This is a genomic window from bacterium, assembly GCA_028820935.1.
Lineage (GTDB): Bacteria > Actinomycetota > Acidimicrobiia > Spongiisociales > Spongiisociaceae > Spongiisocius.
In genome coordinates this window covers 154,619-170,429 of the sequence record JAPPHZ010000009.1, presented here as the reverse complement: position 1 = coordinate 170,429, position 15,811 = coordinate 154,619, and the positions used below count along the sequence as shown (strand labels likewise).

13 protein-coding genes are annotated in these 15,811 nt (G+C 65.3%); 9 read left to right on the top strand and 4 right to left on the bottom strand.

Features of this window, described 5'->3' with window-relative positions:
* Positions 1 to 71 precede the first annotated feature (71 nt).
* Together OXM57_01590 and OXM57_01585 are read right to left on the bottom strand one after the other, a co-directional pair.
* On the bottom strand, positions 72 to 767 hold the full coding sequence (locus OXM57_01590) for an SDR family NAD(P)-dependent oxidoreductase (protein ID MDE0351374.1): 696 nt from the start codon (positions 765 to 767) through the stop codon (positions 72 to 74).
* A 144-nt stretch (positions 768 to 911) separates the two neighbouring features.
* On the bottom strand, positions 912 to 1,796 hold the full coding sequence (locus tag OXM57_01585; protein MDE0351373.1) for an amidohydrolase family protein: 885 nt from the start codon (positions 1,794 to 1,796) through the stop codon (positions 912 to 914).
* Positions 1,797 to 2,155: 359 nt separating this feature from the next.
* On the opposite strand from OXM57_01585, the gene OXM57_01580 reads away from it, so the two are divergent.
* From OXM57_01580 to OXM57_01545, 8 genes are all read left to right on the top strand, one after another.
* Positions 2,156 to 4,240, top strand: a complete 2,085-nt coding sequence (locus tag OXM57_01580; GenBank protein ID MDE0351372.1) for a substrate-binding domain-containing protein — start codon at positions 2,156 to 2,158, stop codon at positions 4,238 to 4,240.
* A gap of 80 nt (positions 4,241 to 4,320) precedes the next feature.
* A complete protein-coding gene (locus tag OXM57_01575) occupies positions 4,321 to 5,337 on the top strand; it encodes an ABC transporter permease (protein MDE0351371.1) in 1,017 nt (338 codons plus the stop codon).
* Positions 5,334 to 6,884 carry a sugar ABC transporter ATP-binding protein gene (locus OXM57_01570; protein MDE0351370.1) on the top strand — a complete coding sequence of 517 codons (1,551 nt, stop codon included), beginning with the start codon at positions 5,334 to 5,336 and terminating at the stop codon, positions 6,882 to 6,884. The genes OXM57_01575 and OXM57_01570 overlap by 4 nt, the downstream gene beginning before the upstream one ends.
* A gap of 149 nt (positions 6,885 to 7,033) precedes the next feature.
* Positions 7,034 to 7,519: a GNAT family N-acetyltransferase gene (locus OXM57_01565; GenBank protein ID MDE0351369.1), complete on the top strand. Its 486-nt coding sequence runs from the start codon at positions 7,034 to 7,036 to the stop codon at positions 7,517 to 7,519.
* 46 nt (positions 7,520 to 7,565) lie between these two features.
* Entirely contained in the window at positions 7,566 to 8,441 is an 876-nt protein-coding gene (locus OXM57_01560; GenBank protein MDE0351368.1) for an NAD(P)-dependent oxidoreductase, read from the top strand.
* A 124-nt stretch (positions 8,442 to 8,565) separates the two neighbouring features.
* Positions 8,566 to 9,648 carry an aryldialkylphosphatase gene (locus tag OXM57_01555; protein MDE0351367.1) on the top strand — a complete coding sequence of 361 codons (1,083 nt, stop codon included), beginning with the start codon at positions 8,566 to 8,568 and terminating at the stop codon, positions 9,646 to 9,648.
* Positions 9,649 to 9,656: 8 nt separating this feature from the next.
* Complete coding sequence (locus OXM57_01550; GenBank protein ID MDE0351366.1) at positions 9,657 to 10,727, top strand: Gfo/Idh/MocA family oxidoreductase; 1,071 nt, start codon at positions 9,657 to 9,659, stop codon at positions 10,725 to 10,727.
* Positions 10,724 to 11,431 (top strand): SDR family NAD(P)-dependent oxidoreductase, encoded by a 708-nt coding sequence (locus tag OXM57_01545; GenBank protein ID MDE0351365.1) that lies wholly within the window; start codon positions 10,724 to 10,726, stop codon positions 11,429 to 11,431. Before OXM57_01550 ends, OXM57_01545 begins: the two co-directional genes overlap by 4 nt.
* A gap of 167 nt (positions 11,432 to 11,598) precedes the next feature.
* Here the strand turns inward: OXM57_01545 and OXM57_01540 are convergent, their stop codons facing one another.
* Entirely contained in the window at positions 11,599 to 12,759 is a 1,161-nt protein-coding gene (locus OXM57_01540; protein ID MDE0351364.1) for an MFS transporter, read from the bottom strand.
* A 435-nt stretch (positions 12,760 to 13,194) separates the two neighbouring features.
* On the opposite strand from OXM57_01540, the gene OXM57_01535 reads away from it, so the two are divergent.
* Positions 13,195 to 14,823, top strand: coding sequence for a hypothetical protein (locus tag OXM57_01535; GenBank protein MDE0351363.1), 1,629 nt, complete (start codon positions 13,195 to 13,197; stop codon positions 14,821 to 14,823).
* A gap of 259 nt (positions 14,824 to 15,082) precedes the next feature.
* On the opposite strand, the gene OXM57_01530 is transcribed toward OXM57_01535, so the two are convergent.
* Positions 15,083 to 15,811 carry a 4'-phosphopantetheinyl transferase superfamily protein gene (locus OXM57_01530; protein MDE0351362.1) on the bottom strand — a complete coding sequence of 243 codons (729 nt, stop codon included), beginning with the start codon at positions 15,809 to 15,811 and terminating at the stop codon, positions 15,083 to 15,085.

The window sequence follows — 15,811 nt, the reverse complement described above, 5'->3', positions numbered from 1 at the left end:
CGGCCGTCGATCCCCGGGGCCGACCACACGTTGAGCCCTCCTACTCGAGTCTTGACCTCGAGTCTTGACTCCTAGGTCATCACCCAGCCGCCGTTGATGTCGATGGTGGCGCCGGTGACGAATGCGGCGCCGTCCCCGGCCAGGAACGAGACCAGATCGGCGATCTCCTCGGGCTGGCAGGATCGACCCACGGGTATCTGGCTCAGGTACAGGGCGCGGTCGGCATCGGTGACGTGGCTGGTCATGAAACCCTCCACGAATCCGGGCGCCACCGCGTTGGAGGTGACGCCGTACGGGCCGTAGTTGCGGGCGAAGCTCTTGGTCAGCGAGATCATGGCCGCCTTGGTGGCGCTGTACACCGCCGAATCCGATACGCCGCCCGTGCGGGCGCCCACGCTGGAGATGTTGATGATCCGGCCCCAGCCGCGCTCCTTCATGCCCTCCACCAGGCCCCGGCAGATGAGGAAGTTGGCGCGCAGGTTCACCGCGATGGTGTAGTCGAAGTCGTCTACGGTGAACTCGGGTATCGGCTTGTGGAAGAAGATGGCGGCGTTGTTGACCAGCACGTCGACCTCGCCGGCCTCGGTGACGAGGCGTTCGCATTGGGCGGGATCGGAAAGGTCGATCTCGATGTAGCGGTCCGAGTCATCGTGTTCGTGCTCGATGATGTCGGCGCCGATCACGCGCAGGCCGTCCTGGCGGAGGACTCGGCATATCGCCGCGCCCATCCCGCGCGCCGAGCCGGTGACCAGGGCCGTTCTCCTCATGGCGCCTTCACATTGTTGCGGTTGCTCTACCGACCACCAGCCTAGGAGGGTGCTGAAAAAGACGGGGATCGGTTGGCCCGCGACGTCTTGACCTGGGGTTCCATTGCCGACTATCGGACCAACGGGACATTTTTCAGTACCCTCCTAGATCCGGTAGACCTTCTCGGCGTTGCCGGAGAAGAGCGCCGTCTGCTCGGACTCGCTGTAACCGGAGATCAGCTCGCGGTAGGCGTCGATCAGCACGGGGTAGGTCGAGTAATCCTTGTCGACCGGCCAGTTGGTGCCGAAGAAGCTCTGCTCCACCCCGAACACCTCCAGGCAGCACTCCACCCATGGCTTGATGGTCTCGAGCGTCCACTTCCGCCCGGCCATGTGATCGCCCATGCCCAGGCCGGAGATCTTCATGTAGACGTTGTCCATGCCCCTGAACTCGGCGATGCCCTTCTGCCAGTTGTAGAAGTACTCCGCGGTCCGCTCCTGCGGGAAACCGGCGTGGTCGACCACCAGGATGATGTTGGGGAACTTGGCGGCCATGGCCGCTGCCTTGTGCATGCTCTCCCAGAAGACGTCCAGGTCGTAGACGAGGTTGTACTTCTCCAGCAGGGCGTATCCCCGGTGGAAGTCGGGGTCGACCAGGTAGTCGCCCTGCGCGAAGTCGCGGAGCCCGCGGAAGTTGGCGTACTCGACATGACGCTCGATGGTCCCTTCGACGTCGGGGCTCTGCATGCGGGCGTCCCCCACGATGGCCAGCGGGTAGCCGCTGCGGTCGATCATCCCCTGGAGCCACTTGGTCTCCTCCACCGGGTCCTCGCTGCCGATGGCCGCCTGCACGTGAACCGCCTTGGAGACGCCCGACCCCTCGACCTCGGCGGCGAATTCGTCGATCGCATACTTCTTCATCGACTTGAGGAGAAGCGTGTCGCCCAACTGGGGATGGATGAAGTCGTCTTCCAGCCAGACCCAGGTCAGAGTGGGATGGGGACGCTCCCAGAAGTGCACGTGCGTGTCCACGAAGCTGACATCACTCATCTTGGGCCTCCCAGGTAGTGGTCTGGGTCGGAAGAATAGCCCGTGCAAGGCACCCGGAATCGGGACCCGCGACGCTCTGGATTGCTGTGGTTTGCCTGCGAAACGGCCTGGTGTGTTCTGGCTGTCATCGGCGCCCCTCGCTGCGTTCCGCTTCCTCAACGTACCGCTGCGGGTACGCCTTCGTCAGCGGGCCTTGCGAGGAACACCGCTGCCGACGCCACACCACACCGCCATTCCGCTGACAGACCACTGATTTCTTTCGATTAACCTGCGGGTACTCATGTCCGGGGCGATGCCGGTCGTGCTTGCTGGTTCCCCGGCGAAGACGGGGAGCTTTTCAGCGATCAGAGGGAGGATTGATGAGAAAACTCAAGTTGTTGGCGGTTGTAGTGGCCCTATCGCTGGTAGCCGCCGCGTGCGGGGGTGATGATGACGAACCGGCGGAGACCACTGCCGCCCCTGCCGCTACCGAGGCCACCACGGCTGCTGCTCCGGCTACCACCGCGGCTGCTCCGACGGCTATGGCTGATATGCCTGCTGTGTGTCAGGGTTATGACGGTACGGGTATGACGATCGGTTATGGGGATCTGACTGCTGGTATCCCGTTCGTGACTCAGGTGTTGGACAATCTGATGGAGGTTGCTGAGGCGTGCAATGTCGAGGTGTTGTACGCGGATAACAACCTGGACGGTGAGACGGCTCTCGAGAACGCTCGGACGTTCACGTTGGCTGAGGTGGATGGTGTGATCCAGTTCCAGATCGATGCGTCGATCGAGGGTGCGCTCTGTGACGAGTTGCGGGCGAACGACCCGAATCTCCCGGTGATCGCTATCGATATCGCCCATCCGTCTTGTGCTCTGTTCTTCGGGGCGGATAACGGTTACGCGGGTGAGTTGGCCGGCCAGGCGCTGGGTCAGTGGGCCCAGGAGAACTGGGGCTGCGGGATCGATTTGGTCGTGACGATGGAGACCTTCGTTGTCGGCCAGGTGAACATCGATCGGGCCAACGGCATGGTCCGGGGTATCTCCCAGGTGTGTACGGGTCTTGACTACGGCGACTTCGAGAACTGGTCGCCGGACGCGACGGGGATCGTTACCCGTATTGATGGTGGTGGTACCACCGATGGTGCGTTCCCGAAGGTGTTGGACACGTTCACGGCTAATCCGGGTAAGCGGATCGCGGTGGTGTCCTTGAACGACGACATGGGTTTGGCGGCTCTGGCGGCGGCCCGTGAGTTGGGTATCGAGGACATGGTCGTGTACGCCAGCCAGGGTGCTGACGCGACGATCCATCAGGAGATCAGGTCCAACCCGCAGTACATCGGGTCGACGGGTTACTTCCCCGAGACTTACGGGAACTATGTGATCCCGGCCATCCTGGCCATGATCGCCGGTGACCCGGTACCGGATCCGCTGTTCGTGAACCACATCTTTGTGAGCGCGGACAACATCGACCAGTTCTACCCGGCGGACGGGATGGCTGCTCCGACGGCTATGGCTGATATGCCTGCTGTGTGTCAGGGTTATGACGGTACGGGTATGACGATCGGTTATGGGGATCTGACTGCTGGTATCCCGTTCGTGACTCAGGTGTTGGACAATCTGATGGAGGTTGCTGAGGCGTGCAATGTCGAGGTGTTGTACGCGGATAACAACCTGGACGGTGAGACGGCTCTCGAGAACGCTCGGACGTTCACGTTGGCTGAGGTGGATGGTGTGATCCAGTTCCAGATCGATGCGTCGATCGAGGGTGCGCTCTGTGACGAGTTGCGGGCGAACGACCCGAATCTCCCGGTGATCGCTATCGATATCGCCCATCCGTCTTGTGCTCTGTTCTTCGGGGCGGATAACGGTTACGCGGGTGAGTTGGCCGGCCAGGCGCTGGGTCAGTGGGCCCAGGAGAACTGGGGCTGCGGGATCGATTTGGTCGTGACGATGGAGACCTTCGTTGTCGGCCAGGTGAACATCGATCGGGCCAACGGCATGGTCCGGGGTATCTCCCAGGTGTGTACGGGTCTTGACTACGGCGACTTCGAGAACTGGTCGCCGGACGCGACGGGGATCGTTACCCGTATTGATGGTGGTGGTACCACCGATGGTGCGTTCCCGAAGGTGTTGGACACGTTCACGGCTAATCCGGGTAAGCGGATCGCGGTGGTGTCCTTGAACGACGACATGGGTTTGGCGGCTCTGGCGGCGGCCCGTGAGTTGGGTATCGAGGACATGGTCGTGTACGCCAGCCAGGGTGCTGACGCGACGATCCATCAGGAGATCAGGTCCAACCCGCAGTACATCGGGTCGACGGGTTACTTCCCCGAGACTTACGGGAACTATGTGATCCCGGCCATCCTGGCCATGATCGCCGGTGACCCGGTACCGGATCCGCTGTTCGTGAACCACATCTTTGTGAGCGCGGACAACATCGACCAGTTCTACCCGGGCTGAGGTCGACAGTAGGCAAACGGGGGGCGGCGCAAGCAAGTCTTGTCGCCGCCCCCGCTTTCCGTTAGGAGCGAGAGCAAGCTATGGACGAAACTCCGGTCGAAGATGGTGGGGCCGGCTCGCCGGATGCCGCGCCAGTAGCAGGCATCAGCGGGCGGGCCCGAATCGCTCGCATATTCGTGGCGATGCCACCCGAAGTCGTTCTCATCGTGGTCCTGGTGATCCTCGGGTTCATCTTCTGGCAGGGCAGCGAGTTCTTCCTCACCACTCGCAACATGCGCAACGTGCTGCTCTCGGTCTCCGTCCTGGGCATCCTCGCCGCACCGGGCACGCTGCTTCTCATATCGGGCAACTTCGACCTGTCGGTGGCGTCAGGGGCCGCGCTGTGCGGCTGCATTGCAGGCGTCGTGGCCGAGGAGAACAGCGCCGCGGCGGCCATCCTGGCCGCCCTCGCCGTGGGTCTTCTGGCCGGGATATTCAACGGAGTGCTCTCCGCCTACGCGGGTATCGCTTCGATCGTCGTCACCCTTGGTACCTGGCTGGGATACAGGGGACTGGCGCGCCTTTTCTCCAACGGCCAGACGATCAGGATGAACGGCAAGGTCGATTTCATCACCAACGACATCCTCGGCGTACCGGCCCAGATCGTCATGTTCGTCCTGATCACCGTGCTGGCGTGGTTCGTGGTCCGCTACACGCGCTTCGGCCGATCCGTGTACGCGATCGGTAGCAACCCGACGGCGGCCCGGCTGTCCGGAATCCGCCAGAAGCCGACCATCTTCGTCATGTTCATCGTCAGCGGTCTCCTGGCCGGCCTGGCCGGGCTGATCCTGGCGTCACAGCTGGACGCCGCTTCAGGGAACGCGGCCACGGGTGTGGAGCTCGAAGTGGTGGCCGCCATCATCCTGGGCGGCGCCAGCCTCTCCGGCGGGCGGGGCACCATACCGGGCACGGTCCTCGGTGTCTTCATCCTGGGCATCATGCAGAACGGACTCACCCTGCTGAGCATCTCGTCGTTCTGGCAGGACGTTGCGACCGGTGTCGTTCTGGTGGCGGCCGTCGGGCTCGACCAGGTGAGGTTGCGGCTGAGCGGATCATGACGACCGAGAACGGAGCGCTGAACCAGAGGCTCGAACTCCGGGCCACCGGACTCCGCAAGAGCTTCGGCGGGGTCGAGGTTCTCCACGGCGTGGACATCACTGTGGAGGGCGGCGAGGTTCTCGCTCTCCTGGGGGAGAACGGTGCCGGTAAGTCGACCGCCATCAAGATCCTGGCCGGCGACTACAAGCGGGATGCCGGCGTGATAGTCATCGACGGCGAGGAGGCGGACATCCGCAGCCCGCGCGACGCCGGCGCCTACGGGCTCCGGGTCATCTACCAGGAGTTCTCGGATGCGCCCGATCTCACGGTGGCCGAGAACCTGTCCCTGGGACGGCTGCCGCGCAACCGTTTCGGCCTGGTCGACTGGTCCCGGGTACGTCGTGACGCGAGGGAGATCCTCGACAAGCTCGGCATCGAGCTACCCATCCGGGCCCTGGTGGGCAACCTCGGCGTGGCCGAGCGCCAGGTGCTGGAGATCGCCCGCGCCCTGGCTGGAAGCGCCCGCCTCCTGATCCTGGACGAGCCGACCTCGGCGCTGACCCTCGAGGAGACGGACGCCCTCTTCGCCTTCATCGAACGTCTGAAGGCCCGAGGCGTGGCCATCATCTACATAACACACCGGCTCGACGAGGTGGAGCGGATCGCCGACAACGTCCTGGTCTTCCGGGACGGAGACGCGGTTGCAGAGGGACCGGTCAGCGAGTTCGGTCGCAAGGAGATGGTCGAGGCCATGGTCGGGCACGAACTCGAGGAGGAGGTCGCCTCCCTGCGCGGGGAGGGCCACGAGATCGGTGAACCTGTCCTGACCATCGAAGGGGCCTCGTCGGAAGGGGTCTTCAAGGACGTTGACCTGGAGGTACGGGAGGGTGAGATCCTCTCCCTCTTCGGGAGGATCGGCTGCGGAGCGTTGGAGCTGGCCGAGGCCGTCTTCGGCCTCCGGGAGATGGTTGCCGGGTCCATGCGCGTGGGCGAGGAGAGCGGGCAGCCCAGGTCGCCCAAGGATGCCATCGCCCGCTTCGGGATCGGGTTCGTCCCGATCGACCGCAAGACCGACGGGTTGCTCACCGTCCTGAACGTCGCCGAGAACCTGAGCGTGGCGTCCTGGCCGTGGATGACGAAGGCCGGTCTGCTGCCCCCGATGGCCACCGCCAAGGTGTTCGAGAGGTGGTACGAGACCCTGGACATCCGAGGCAAGGGAGGCGCCACCCAGATCGTCGACACCCTGTCTGGGGGAAACCAGCAGAAGGTGGTCCTGGGGCGCTGGCTGGAGCGCGAGTCGAGATTGCTGGTGCTGGCCGAGCCGACGCGCGGGGTGGACGTGGGCGCCCGAGCGCAGATATATCACGTGCTGCGGAGGTTCGCTGACGAGGGCATCGCGGTGCTCATCGTCACGTCGGACATCGAGGAGGTCATCCGCATCTCCGACACCATCGTGGTCATGTCACGGGGCCGCGTCGTTGCCCGCCACCGGGCGAGCGAGGTGGATCGGGCCCAACTCATCCGCCAGGCCGCCGAGGACACCGTAGAGGCTGCGGCCGCCGGATAATCGGTGCCGCTCGCTGCGGTGGTTCATCGGCAACTCGAAGACGAGGGGTCCGAGCCGACACTATCCTCGCTACAGGAGTGACCAGCCTGTGAAGGGCCCGTTCTCGGGGTCGTGCCCCGCGGCAATGGAAACCGCTCTCGGGAGGTGACGTGGCGAGGCTCATCCCGCGTGACATGGAGGTCCCATACGGAGTCGAGACCGAGAGCTTCAGGATCCGGCCGATAACGATCCATGACACCTTCAAGGACTATGACGCGGTGATGACCAGCGTCGATTACCTCAGGGGTTGCCTATTCAGCTCTCCCGGTTGGCCGAGCCATGACCTGACGCTGATCCAGGACATGATCGATCTGGCCTGGCACCAGAAGGAGGGCCAACTCCGTAGATCCTTCGCCTTTGCGGTAATGAGCCTCGACGAGAGCGTGCAACTCGGTTGTCTCTACATCGACCCACCATCCAAAGAGGGGATTGACGCGGAGGTGTCGATGTGGGTTAGAGCGAGCGAGGCGGACACCGGACTCGATGCGGAACTCTACGAGACGGTTCGTTGTTGGGTTGATGACGAGTGGCCGTTCGACCGGGTGGCCTATCCGGGCCGGGAGTACACCCGGGAGCAGTGGGATGATCTTCCTTGACCCGCGCTAGCAGACCGGGCGGCCCTTCCACTCGAAGGAGCAACAGATGACCGGGGTGGTCGGAGTGATCGGGCTCGGGGCCATGGGCTCAGGCATGGCGGCCAACCTGGTTGCCGCCGGTCACACGGTCGCAGGTTTCGACATCGACCCCCGGCGACGATCCTCCGCGGCCGAGGCGGGAGTCCGGATCGAGGACTCGGCGGGAGCCGTGGGGGCCATCTCCGAGATCGTGATCTTCTCGTTGCCCACCCCGTCGGCGCTTGCCGACGTTGCCGTCCAGGTGGCAGCCCAAGCCCGGGAGGGACTGCTCTGCCTGGAGACCGGGACGTTCCCCCTCGCAGCCAAGACGGCGGCCAGGGATGTCCTGGCAGCATCCGGGGTCGAGTTGATGGATGCCCCGGTCTCGGGAACCGGGCTCCAGGCGACCGATGGCGCCCTCGTGGTGTTCGCATCCGGGAGTCGCGAGGGCTTCGATCGGGCCGGCGCGGTGTTGCGGGCCATCGGCCAGTCGAGCCACTACCTGGGGGAGTTCGGGAACGGGTCGAGGATGAAGTACATCTCCAACCTGCTGGTGGCGGTGCATACCCTCGTTGCGGCGGAGGCGCATGTCCTGGGCATGGCAGCCGGCATGGACCCGGCGACCGTGCAACGGCTGGCCGAGGACAGTACCGGCTCCTCGAAGATGTTCGAGATCAGGGGTCCGATGATGGTGACCGATGACTACCCGGCGGCGGGTCGCCTCGACCTCCTCGTCAAGGACGCCGAGATCATCAAGGACTTCGCGAGAAGGGCAGGTGCCCCCACGCCGCTGCTCGACACCGCGCTTGAGGTCTACCGCCGGACCAGCGCGGCCGGCCTGGGGGACTTCGACGCCGCCGTCCTCTGCCGCTATCTCGAAACCGAGGCCGGTCTGGAAAGGTGATCGGCCTTCCACGTCCGGCAAGCCGCATGGGTCGAGTGGCGGCACGGTCCCTACGGAGCCATTCGTTACGATCAGGCGGCCATCGGCATCAAGCCGCAATCAAGAACCGCATGGAGGTCTCCGAGTGACCGCCATTGTCCAGACCGTCACCGGGCCCATCGCTCCGGAAGAGCTCGGGGTGACGATGCCGCACGAGCACCTGTTGCTGCTCAATCCCTCCTTCGTGGAACCGTTGGAGGCTTCGGAGCGCCATCGGGCCCGCGAGCCGGTGTCGGAACGGAACATCGAGTGGGTGCGCCAGTACTGGACTTCCAGCGTGGACAACCTGGAGCTCTACGACGAGGAAACCGCCCGGGAGGAGGCCGCCTGGTACTACCGGGCCGGGGGTGACACGCTGATCGATCCCACCACCCGCTACATCGCCCGCGACCCGCGCGCCCTGGTGCGGATCTCGCGGGGGAGCGGGGTGCGGATCGTGGCCGGCACCGGCTTCTACGTCGCCGAGACCCATCCCCCGGACATGGGTAACCGCTCGGCGGAGGACCTGGCGGCCGAGATGATCGGGGAACTCACGGAGGGTATCGATTACACCGGGGTGCGGGCCGGTTTCATCGGCGAGATCGGTTGCTTCTGGCCGCTGCGCGACGACGAGCGGAAGGTCCTCCGTGGCGCCGCGCTGGCCTCCATCGAGACCGGGGCGGCCGTGATGGTCCATCCGGGCCGCCATCCCGACGCCCCTGCCGAGGTCGTGTCCGTCCTCACCGAGGTCGGGATGGCGACGGACAAGATCATCATGGCCCACATGGACCGCACCATCCTGGAGGCCGACGCGGTGCTCCGGTTCGCGGAGAGCGGCTGCTACCTGGAGTACGACCTGTTCGGCGTGGAGACCTCCATGTACCCCACCGTGGCGGAGAGGACGCCGGCCGGTCTCGTTCCCAGCCGGCCAGCCGGACTTTCCTTCATCAGCGACGCCCAGCGGCTCGACCGGCTGGACCTGCTGGTCGGGCACGGATACGCGGAGAGGCTCCTGATCTCCATGGACATATGCACCAAGCACCGGCTCCATCGCTACGGCGGGCATGGCTACGACCACATCCTCGAGAACATCGTCCCTTGGATGAGGCGGCGGGGCACCGGCGAGGAGGTCCTGCAGACGCTCTTGGTGGAGAACCCCCGGCGGGTGTTCCCCATGAACGGCGACTGACGCGGGACATGGCGAAGCTCAGGGCGGGTGTGATCGGGGCGGGCTCCTGGGCTGTCGCCTCGCACATCCCCAACCTCGCGCAACGATCGGATGAGGTCGAACTCGTAGGGGTGGCCCGTCCCGACCGCGAGTTGCTCGACTGGGTGGCGAGCGAGTTCGGATTTCGGGTGGCCGCCACCGACTACCGCGAGTTGCTCGATCAGCAACTCGACATCTGCATCGTCTCAAGCCCCAACCGGTTCCACTACGAGCACGCCATGGCGGCTATGCTCGCCGGCGCCCACGTCCTGGTCGAGAAGCCGTTCACGCTCGACCCGGTGGAGGCGTGGGATCTGGTGGAGACGGCCGAACGTCTGGACAGGCATCTGCTGCTGGCCCTGGGCTGGAACTACCGGCCTATGGTCCGCCGGGCGAAGGAACTGGTCGAGGATGGGGACGGCTTCGGCGACGTGGAGCACATCATGATCGATATGTCCTCGGCGGCCCGGGATCTGCTGGCCGTCGGCGCACCGTACGAGGCCGGGTCGTCGGTGGCGACCGCCCGGCCGGAGACCTACATGGACCCCGCCGTGTCGGGCGGCGGCTACGCGCAGGCCCAGCTCTCGCACGCTCTCGGGCTGGCGTTCTGGCTGGCTGAGGACGTGCGCGCCTCCGAAGCGTTCGCCTTCATGTCGGCGCCCCTCCAGGCGCCGGTGGAACTGCACGACGCCATCAGCGTCCGTTTCTTGAACGGGGGGCTCGCCACCGTCTCGGGAAGCTCCTGCCACCTGGGCTACGGCGGCAACAAGCACGTACTGTCGGTCCGGATCATCGGGTCGGAGGCGATGCTGTCAGTGGACGTGGGCCGCGAGCTGGTGTACTGGTACCGGGGTAGCGGTGAGGCGGTCCGGCTCGATCTGGATGACCAGGCCGGGGCCTATGACTGCGACGGGCCCGTGCACACGCTGATCGACCTGGCCCTCGGCAGGGATGTGCCGAACTGCTCGCCGGGCCATGTGGGAGCGCGGGCTGTCGAGGTCACCGAGGCGGCCTACCGCAGCGCCCGGACCGGCGAGGTGGCCCGGGTGGCCGGCCGGTGACGTCCCGCACGGCGCTGGTCACCGGAACCGCCCAGGGGATCGGGCGGGCCATCGCCGGGGAGCTGGCCGCCTCCGGCCTCCGGGTGGTGGGGGTCGACATCAATCCTCACTCGGATGCCGCACCCACCGACGTGATCGTGGCTGACCTGAGCCGCATCGACGAGTGCCTGCGGGTGGTCTCCGAGGCCGGCGAGGTCGATGTCCTGGTCAACAACGCGGCGGTCCTCGTCCAGGAACCGCTGGAGACGTTCGACATGGGCGATTACGAGCACGTGATGGCCGTGAACCTGCGAGCGCCGTTCCTGCTGGGTCGCGAACTGGGCCCGCTGATGGCGGCCCGGGGATGGGGCCGGATCGTCAACATCTCGAGCATCGGCGCCCGCACGGGCGGTCTGGCGGACTCGGCGGTCTACTCGGCTGCCAAGGCCGGCCTCGTTGCCTTCACGAAGAACTTCGCTCGTAACCTCGGACCCAGGGGTGTCACGGCCAACGCCATCACGCCGGGGGCGATCCTCACCCCGATGGCAGCCGGCATCTTCGAGCGTGACCCTTCCATCGAAGCCAGGATCACCGCCGACATCCCACTGCGCCGGTTCGCCCGGCCTGCCGAGGTGGCCACGGTGGTGGCCTTCCTAGCCTCGGACCAAGCCGCCTACGTCAACGGCGCCACCATCGACGTCAACGGCGGCTGGGTCATGACCTGATACTTTCTAGCCTTGCCTCGGCGTTGTGCGCTGCGAATCGGTCTTTGTAAGTCTCGGCTCGGGGGCCGAGATCAGTTCTTGACCCGATCTGGAGGAAGCGGGAGTCGATAGGCGCAGGCTGGCGCGCTGTCGCAGTGTCGGGCTTTGGTGGTGCGCAGCGAAACAGTTCAACCGGTGGGTTCGGCGACCGGGATCGTCCCAAACGCGAGCGCCGATGCCGCGAAGAGGATTGCGACGTAGGTGGCTACCGTGCCGAATCCCCGTGCCTGGTAGAGCGCGCCGGCGATGAGCGGGGAGACCGCAGCCATCAGACCACCCGAGAAGGAGACAAGGCCCAGGGCGGTGCTACCCACGCCCGGTCCCACGAGATCGAAGACCGAAGCGGTCAGCACAGGCTGGTCGGGATATAGGAACAGTCCAAGCAGGGCGACAGCGGCGGTGAAGGGTACTCCTGTGTCGAATACGGTCAGGGAGAGTGCCATCGCGGCGGACCAGACCAGTCCCGGAACCATCACCTGCTTGCGTCCCAACCGGTCAGACAGGAAACCGGCCACCGGTTTGGTCAAGAGCCCTATGACGATGAGCAGTCCGATGTGGAACCCCCGGGACGCCGGGCTCAGCGCCAGTTCGTTGTCGAGATAGAGAGGCAGGATGGTGACGAGGGCGACCACCGCCATGGCCCGCAGGCCGTAGACGAGGGCCAGCCGCCAGAGGACGGGGTTTTTCACCAACCGGCTGGTGAGTTCCATCCGCTGCCCGACCGCCGGCCCGGGCGCGGTGGGTGCGCGCCCGATGTGGCTCAAGGCCCAGATGGCGATCGCCCCCAGAGCGAAGGCCGCCAAGGAGTAGGTGGTCAGCAACTCCCGCCAGGTCATAATGAGCAGGAGGGCTCCGGTGGCGATAGGACCAAGGGCGTCCCCCACACCGCCCCCGATGCCGTGGAATGACAACGCCATCCCCCGCCGGAGCCGGAAGTGGTGCGACAACGATGCGGACGCGGGCAGGTGCCATACGGAGTGGGCCACGGTCACGGTGATCATTCCGGCCACGACCAGGGCGTAGCTGGTCGAGACTCCGATGACGAGAGCTCCCGACCCGCCCGCTACCAGGCATGCGACGAGTAGCCAGCGCCAGTATCTTGCCAGGGCATCGGACGCCACCCCTGCCGGTATCTTCACCAGGCCGCTGGCCAGTTCCCGAGCGGAAAGGACGCCGCCCACGGCGAGGCTGCTGAGGCTGAAGGCCTGCTGGATCTCGGGAAGCACCACCACGAAGCTTTGCGTGATCCAGTGGAAGACCGAGTGCCCGACCACTAGCCCCGGAATCATCCACCGTCCGGGGAACGCACGAACCGTTTGACGGTGCTCCGTGTTCGGATCAGGACCGACCATCAACCCGGCCAAGTGGATGAGTTCACCAGGCGGAGAGTAGACGCCTGGATGAAGGCGCTCTTCTACCGACGGATGGAAGGTGTCGCCGATTCCACAACCTGTCCTTGGTATCGACACGACCGTCTCTCGCCAACGACGAACATGCCCGGCTGCGGATACGGATACCGCTGTTGCGCTCGCCGGCGGACGGACGGGCAAGGTACCCCTTCCCGATAACCGGTGGACCATCGCTGGTCAAGGCACCGGATCGGACCTTGAGGCTGGAATCGGTCCACCGGCTATCCGGCATTAAGGGCGAGGGGGCTAACGTCGTCCGCGTACGATCCCGAGCGGTGGTCCGCGGCGGCGACATGGCGGATGGGGTACGGAAGGGTGCGAGTCAACGAGAACATCCGGTACGAGCCCGATGACTGGAGCCCGCTTCCGTTAACGGCCGGTGTTGCGATCCAGGGTGTCATGCTCATCCTGCCCACGACGGTGGTCATCGTGGCGGTCATCGCCCAGGCATCCGGCCAGCCCGGAAGCTACGTGGAATGGGCGGTGTTCGCGGCCTTGGTGGTGGGCGGTATGACTACGGCTCTCCAGGCGGGCCGGATAGGACGGTTGGGCGCCGGACATCTCGTCATAGCGGTCGTCTCACCGAGCTACATAGCGGTCTCCCTCCTGGCGCTGTCCAGCGGCGGTCCGGAATTGCTGGCCGGCCTGTTCGTCATATCAGCCTTGATCCAGTTCGCGCTGGCAAGATGGCTCTCCTTGCTGCGGGTCCTGATCACGCCGGTGGTAACCGGTACGGTGCTGATGCTGATCGCGGCCACCGTCCTTCCGGTCGCGTTCGACAGGATGGATGAAGTCCCGCCCGGCGCGCCGGCCGGGGCCGGGGTGGTTATCGCCGCCGTGACGCTGGCGGTGACCGCCGGGCTGGTCCTGCGCGGTGTGGGTATCTGGCGGCTCTGGACCTCGCTCATCGGGATAGTGGTCGGTTGCGTGGCGGGGGCGCTGATGGGGAGCTACGACATCGGGCCCGTTCTCGACGCGCCCTGGCTGGGTATCCCCCGGATCCATCTGCCCGGACTCGATCTGACACCCGGTGAGGAGTTCTGGGCGCTCGTACCGGTCTTCGTGATCATCAGCCTGATGGTCGGTATCAAGAACATCGGTGACGGCTTGGTCATCCAGCAGGTGTCGCGACGGCAACCCGGGACCAGTGACTTCCGGATGGTCCAGGGACTGATGAACGCCAACGGGGCGGGCTCGTTGCTGTCAGCGGCCGCCGGTATCCCCCCTATGACCGGAGTCTCGTCAATGAGCGCGGCCCTTGCCGGTTTCACCGGAGTGGCCTCCCGCCGGGTCGGGTATCTGATGGGGGCATTCCTGGTGGCACTGGCGTTCCTGCCCAAGCTGGTGGCCTTCCTGCTGACCATTCCCAGACCCGTCATGGGGGCCTACCTGCTCGTCTTGATGGGAATGCTGTTCGTGGAGGGCATGAGGACGGTGCTCCGCGACGGTCTCGATCACCGGAAAGCCCTCGTGGTAGCGCTGGCGTTCTCGATCGGAGTCGGCATGGACGGTCGGGGTGTGTTCAGTGACCTGCTGGGTGGGACTTGGGGCGCCTCGCTGGACTCCGGGATGATGTTGGGAGCGCTGATCGCCCTCATTCTCACCCTGTTCATCGAAGCCACCGGTCGCCGCCGGGCTCGGCTCGAGGTCCGGATGGACATGTCCGCCCTGCCCGAGATAGATGACTACCTCACCGAATTGGCCACCGGGATGGGGTGGAACGCGGCGTCGACCGATCTGCTGCGGGCTGCCGGCGAGGAGACGCTGTCGAGCCTGTTACAACCCGTGGACCCGCAACCGGCCGATGATGCTCCACCCCGCCTGGTCATAGTGGCGCGTTCCCGATCGCGGGGCTGTCGAGTTGGACTACATCACGGTATATGTGGAGGACAACCTGGAGGACCGGCTCTCCTATCTCGACGAACGGAGCGATCTCCCGGATGAGCGGGAGGTTTCATTCCGCCTGCTACGGCACTACGCCTCCTCCATACGTCACCGGAAGTACTACGGCGCGGAGATCGTCACTGTCCGAGTCGAGCCCTAGTGGTCTGTCTGCGAAACAACCGGGTGCTCTGGCGGCCATCGGCGTCCCGTCGCTGCGTTCCGCTTCCTCAACGTACCCTGCGGGTACGCCTTCGTCAGCGGGCCTTGCGAGGAACACCGCTGCCTCGCCATACCACACCGCCATTACACAGACAGACCACTAGCCGCTGGTCGGCGCAGGCTCCGGTGTCTCTTCGCGAGCAACAGCAGCCGCGTACGTCTCGTTCCCGATGTTGTCCAGTTGCCAGGTCACCGTCGGGAGGTCTGGAAACCGGAAGGTGCCTCGCTTCATCCCGCGTTGCATCGCCGGTGGAATCTCGAACGTGGCGGGGTCGGTGTACAGACCGGTGCCGAGAGCCTTGATGAGCGCCTCCTTCATGGTCCAGAAGTCGAGGAACAGATTCGTTCGATCTCGACCCTCCGCAGTCGTGAAGGCCTCCTGTTCCGTCTCGGTGAAGACCGTCTCGATCAGCAGGTCCATGTGCCGCCGGGGTTGGCGCTGCTCGACGTCTACCCCTAGACGTCCCCGGGGTCTGACCGCTATCAACCCGTGATCACCGCTGTGGCTGATATTGAAGCTGATCGCAGCCGGGACGTCATCGACCACGGCGAAGGGCTTCCTGTGATCGCCGGCGCCGAACGTTATCCGTTCGCTACGGCACGCCAGCCGGTTCGCCAGCACTTCTCGCAGTGCCGCCCGGCACAGGGCAAACCTCCGCGCGGGGCCGGGGATCCGGAACTGCTGCAGCCTGATCCGCTCCGCCTCGTCCAGCCAGGCGAGCGCTTCCGCCTCGTGATCGGCATGGGGCCTCAGGTCGACATGGAAGACGGTGGCGTCGCCGAGCCTTCTGTAGGGCCGCCACCAGGATCCGGTCCCGGAATGGGTCAC

Coding starts and splice junctions, on each gene's coding strand:
- OXM57_01570 (MDE0351370.1), top strand. CDS start 5,334: ATGACGACCGAGAACGGAGCGCTGAACCAGAGGCTCGAACTCCGGGCC.
- OXM57_01550 (MDE0351366.1), top strand. CDS start 9,657: ATGGCGAAGCTCAGGGCGGGTGTGATCGGGGCGGGCTCCTGGGCTGTC.
- OXM57_01590 (MDE0351374.1), bottom strand. CDS start 767: ATGAGGAGAACGGCCCTGGTCACCGGCTCGGCGCGCGGGATGGGCGCG.
- OXM57_01580 (MDE0351372.1), top strand. CDS start 2,156: ATGAGAAAACTCAAGTTGTTGGCGGTTGTAGTGGCCCTATCGCTGGTA.
- OXM57_01585 (MDE0351373.1), bottom strand. CDS start 1,796: ATGAGTGATGTCAGCTTCGTGGACACGCACGTGCACTTCTGGGAGCGT.
- OXM57_01575 (MDE0351371.1), top strand. CDS start 4,321: ATGGACGAAACTCCGGTCGAAGATGGTGGGGCCGGCTCGCCGGATGCC.
- OXM57_01560 (MDE0351368.1), top strand. CDS start 7,566: ATGACCGGGGTGGTCGGAGTGATCGGGCTCGGGGCCATGGGCTCAGGC.
- OXM57_01540 (MDE0351364.1), bottom strand. CDS start 12,759: ATGATTCCGGGGCTAGTGGTCGGGCACTCGGTCTTCCACTGGATCACG.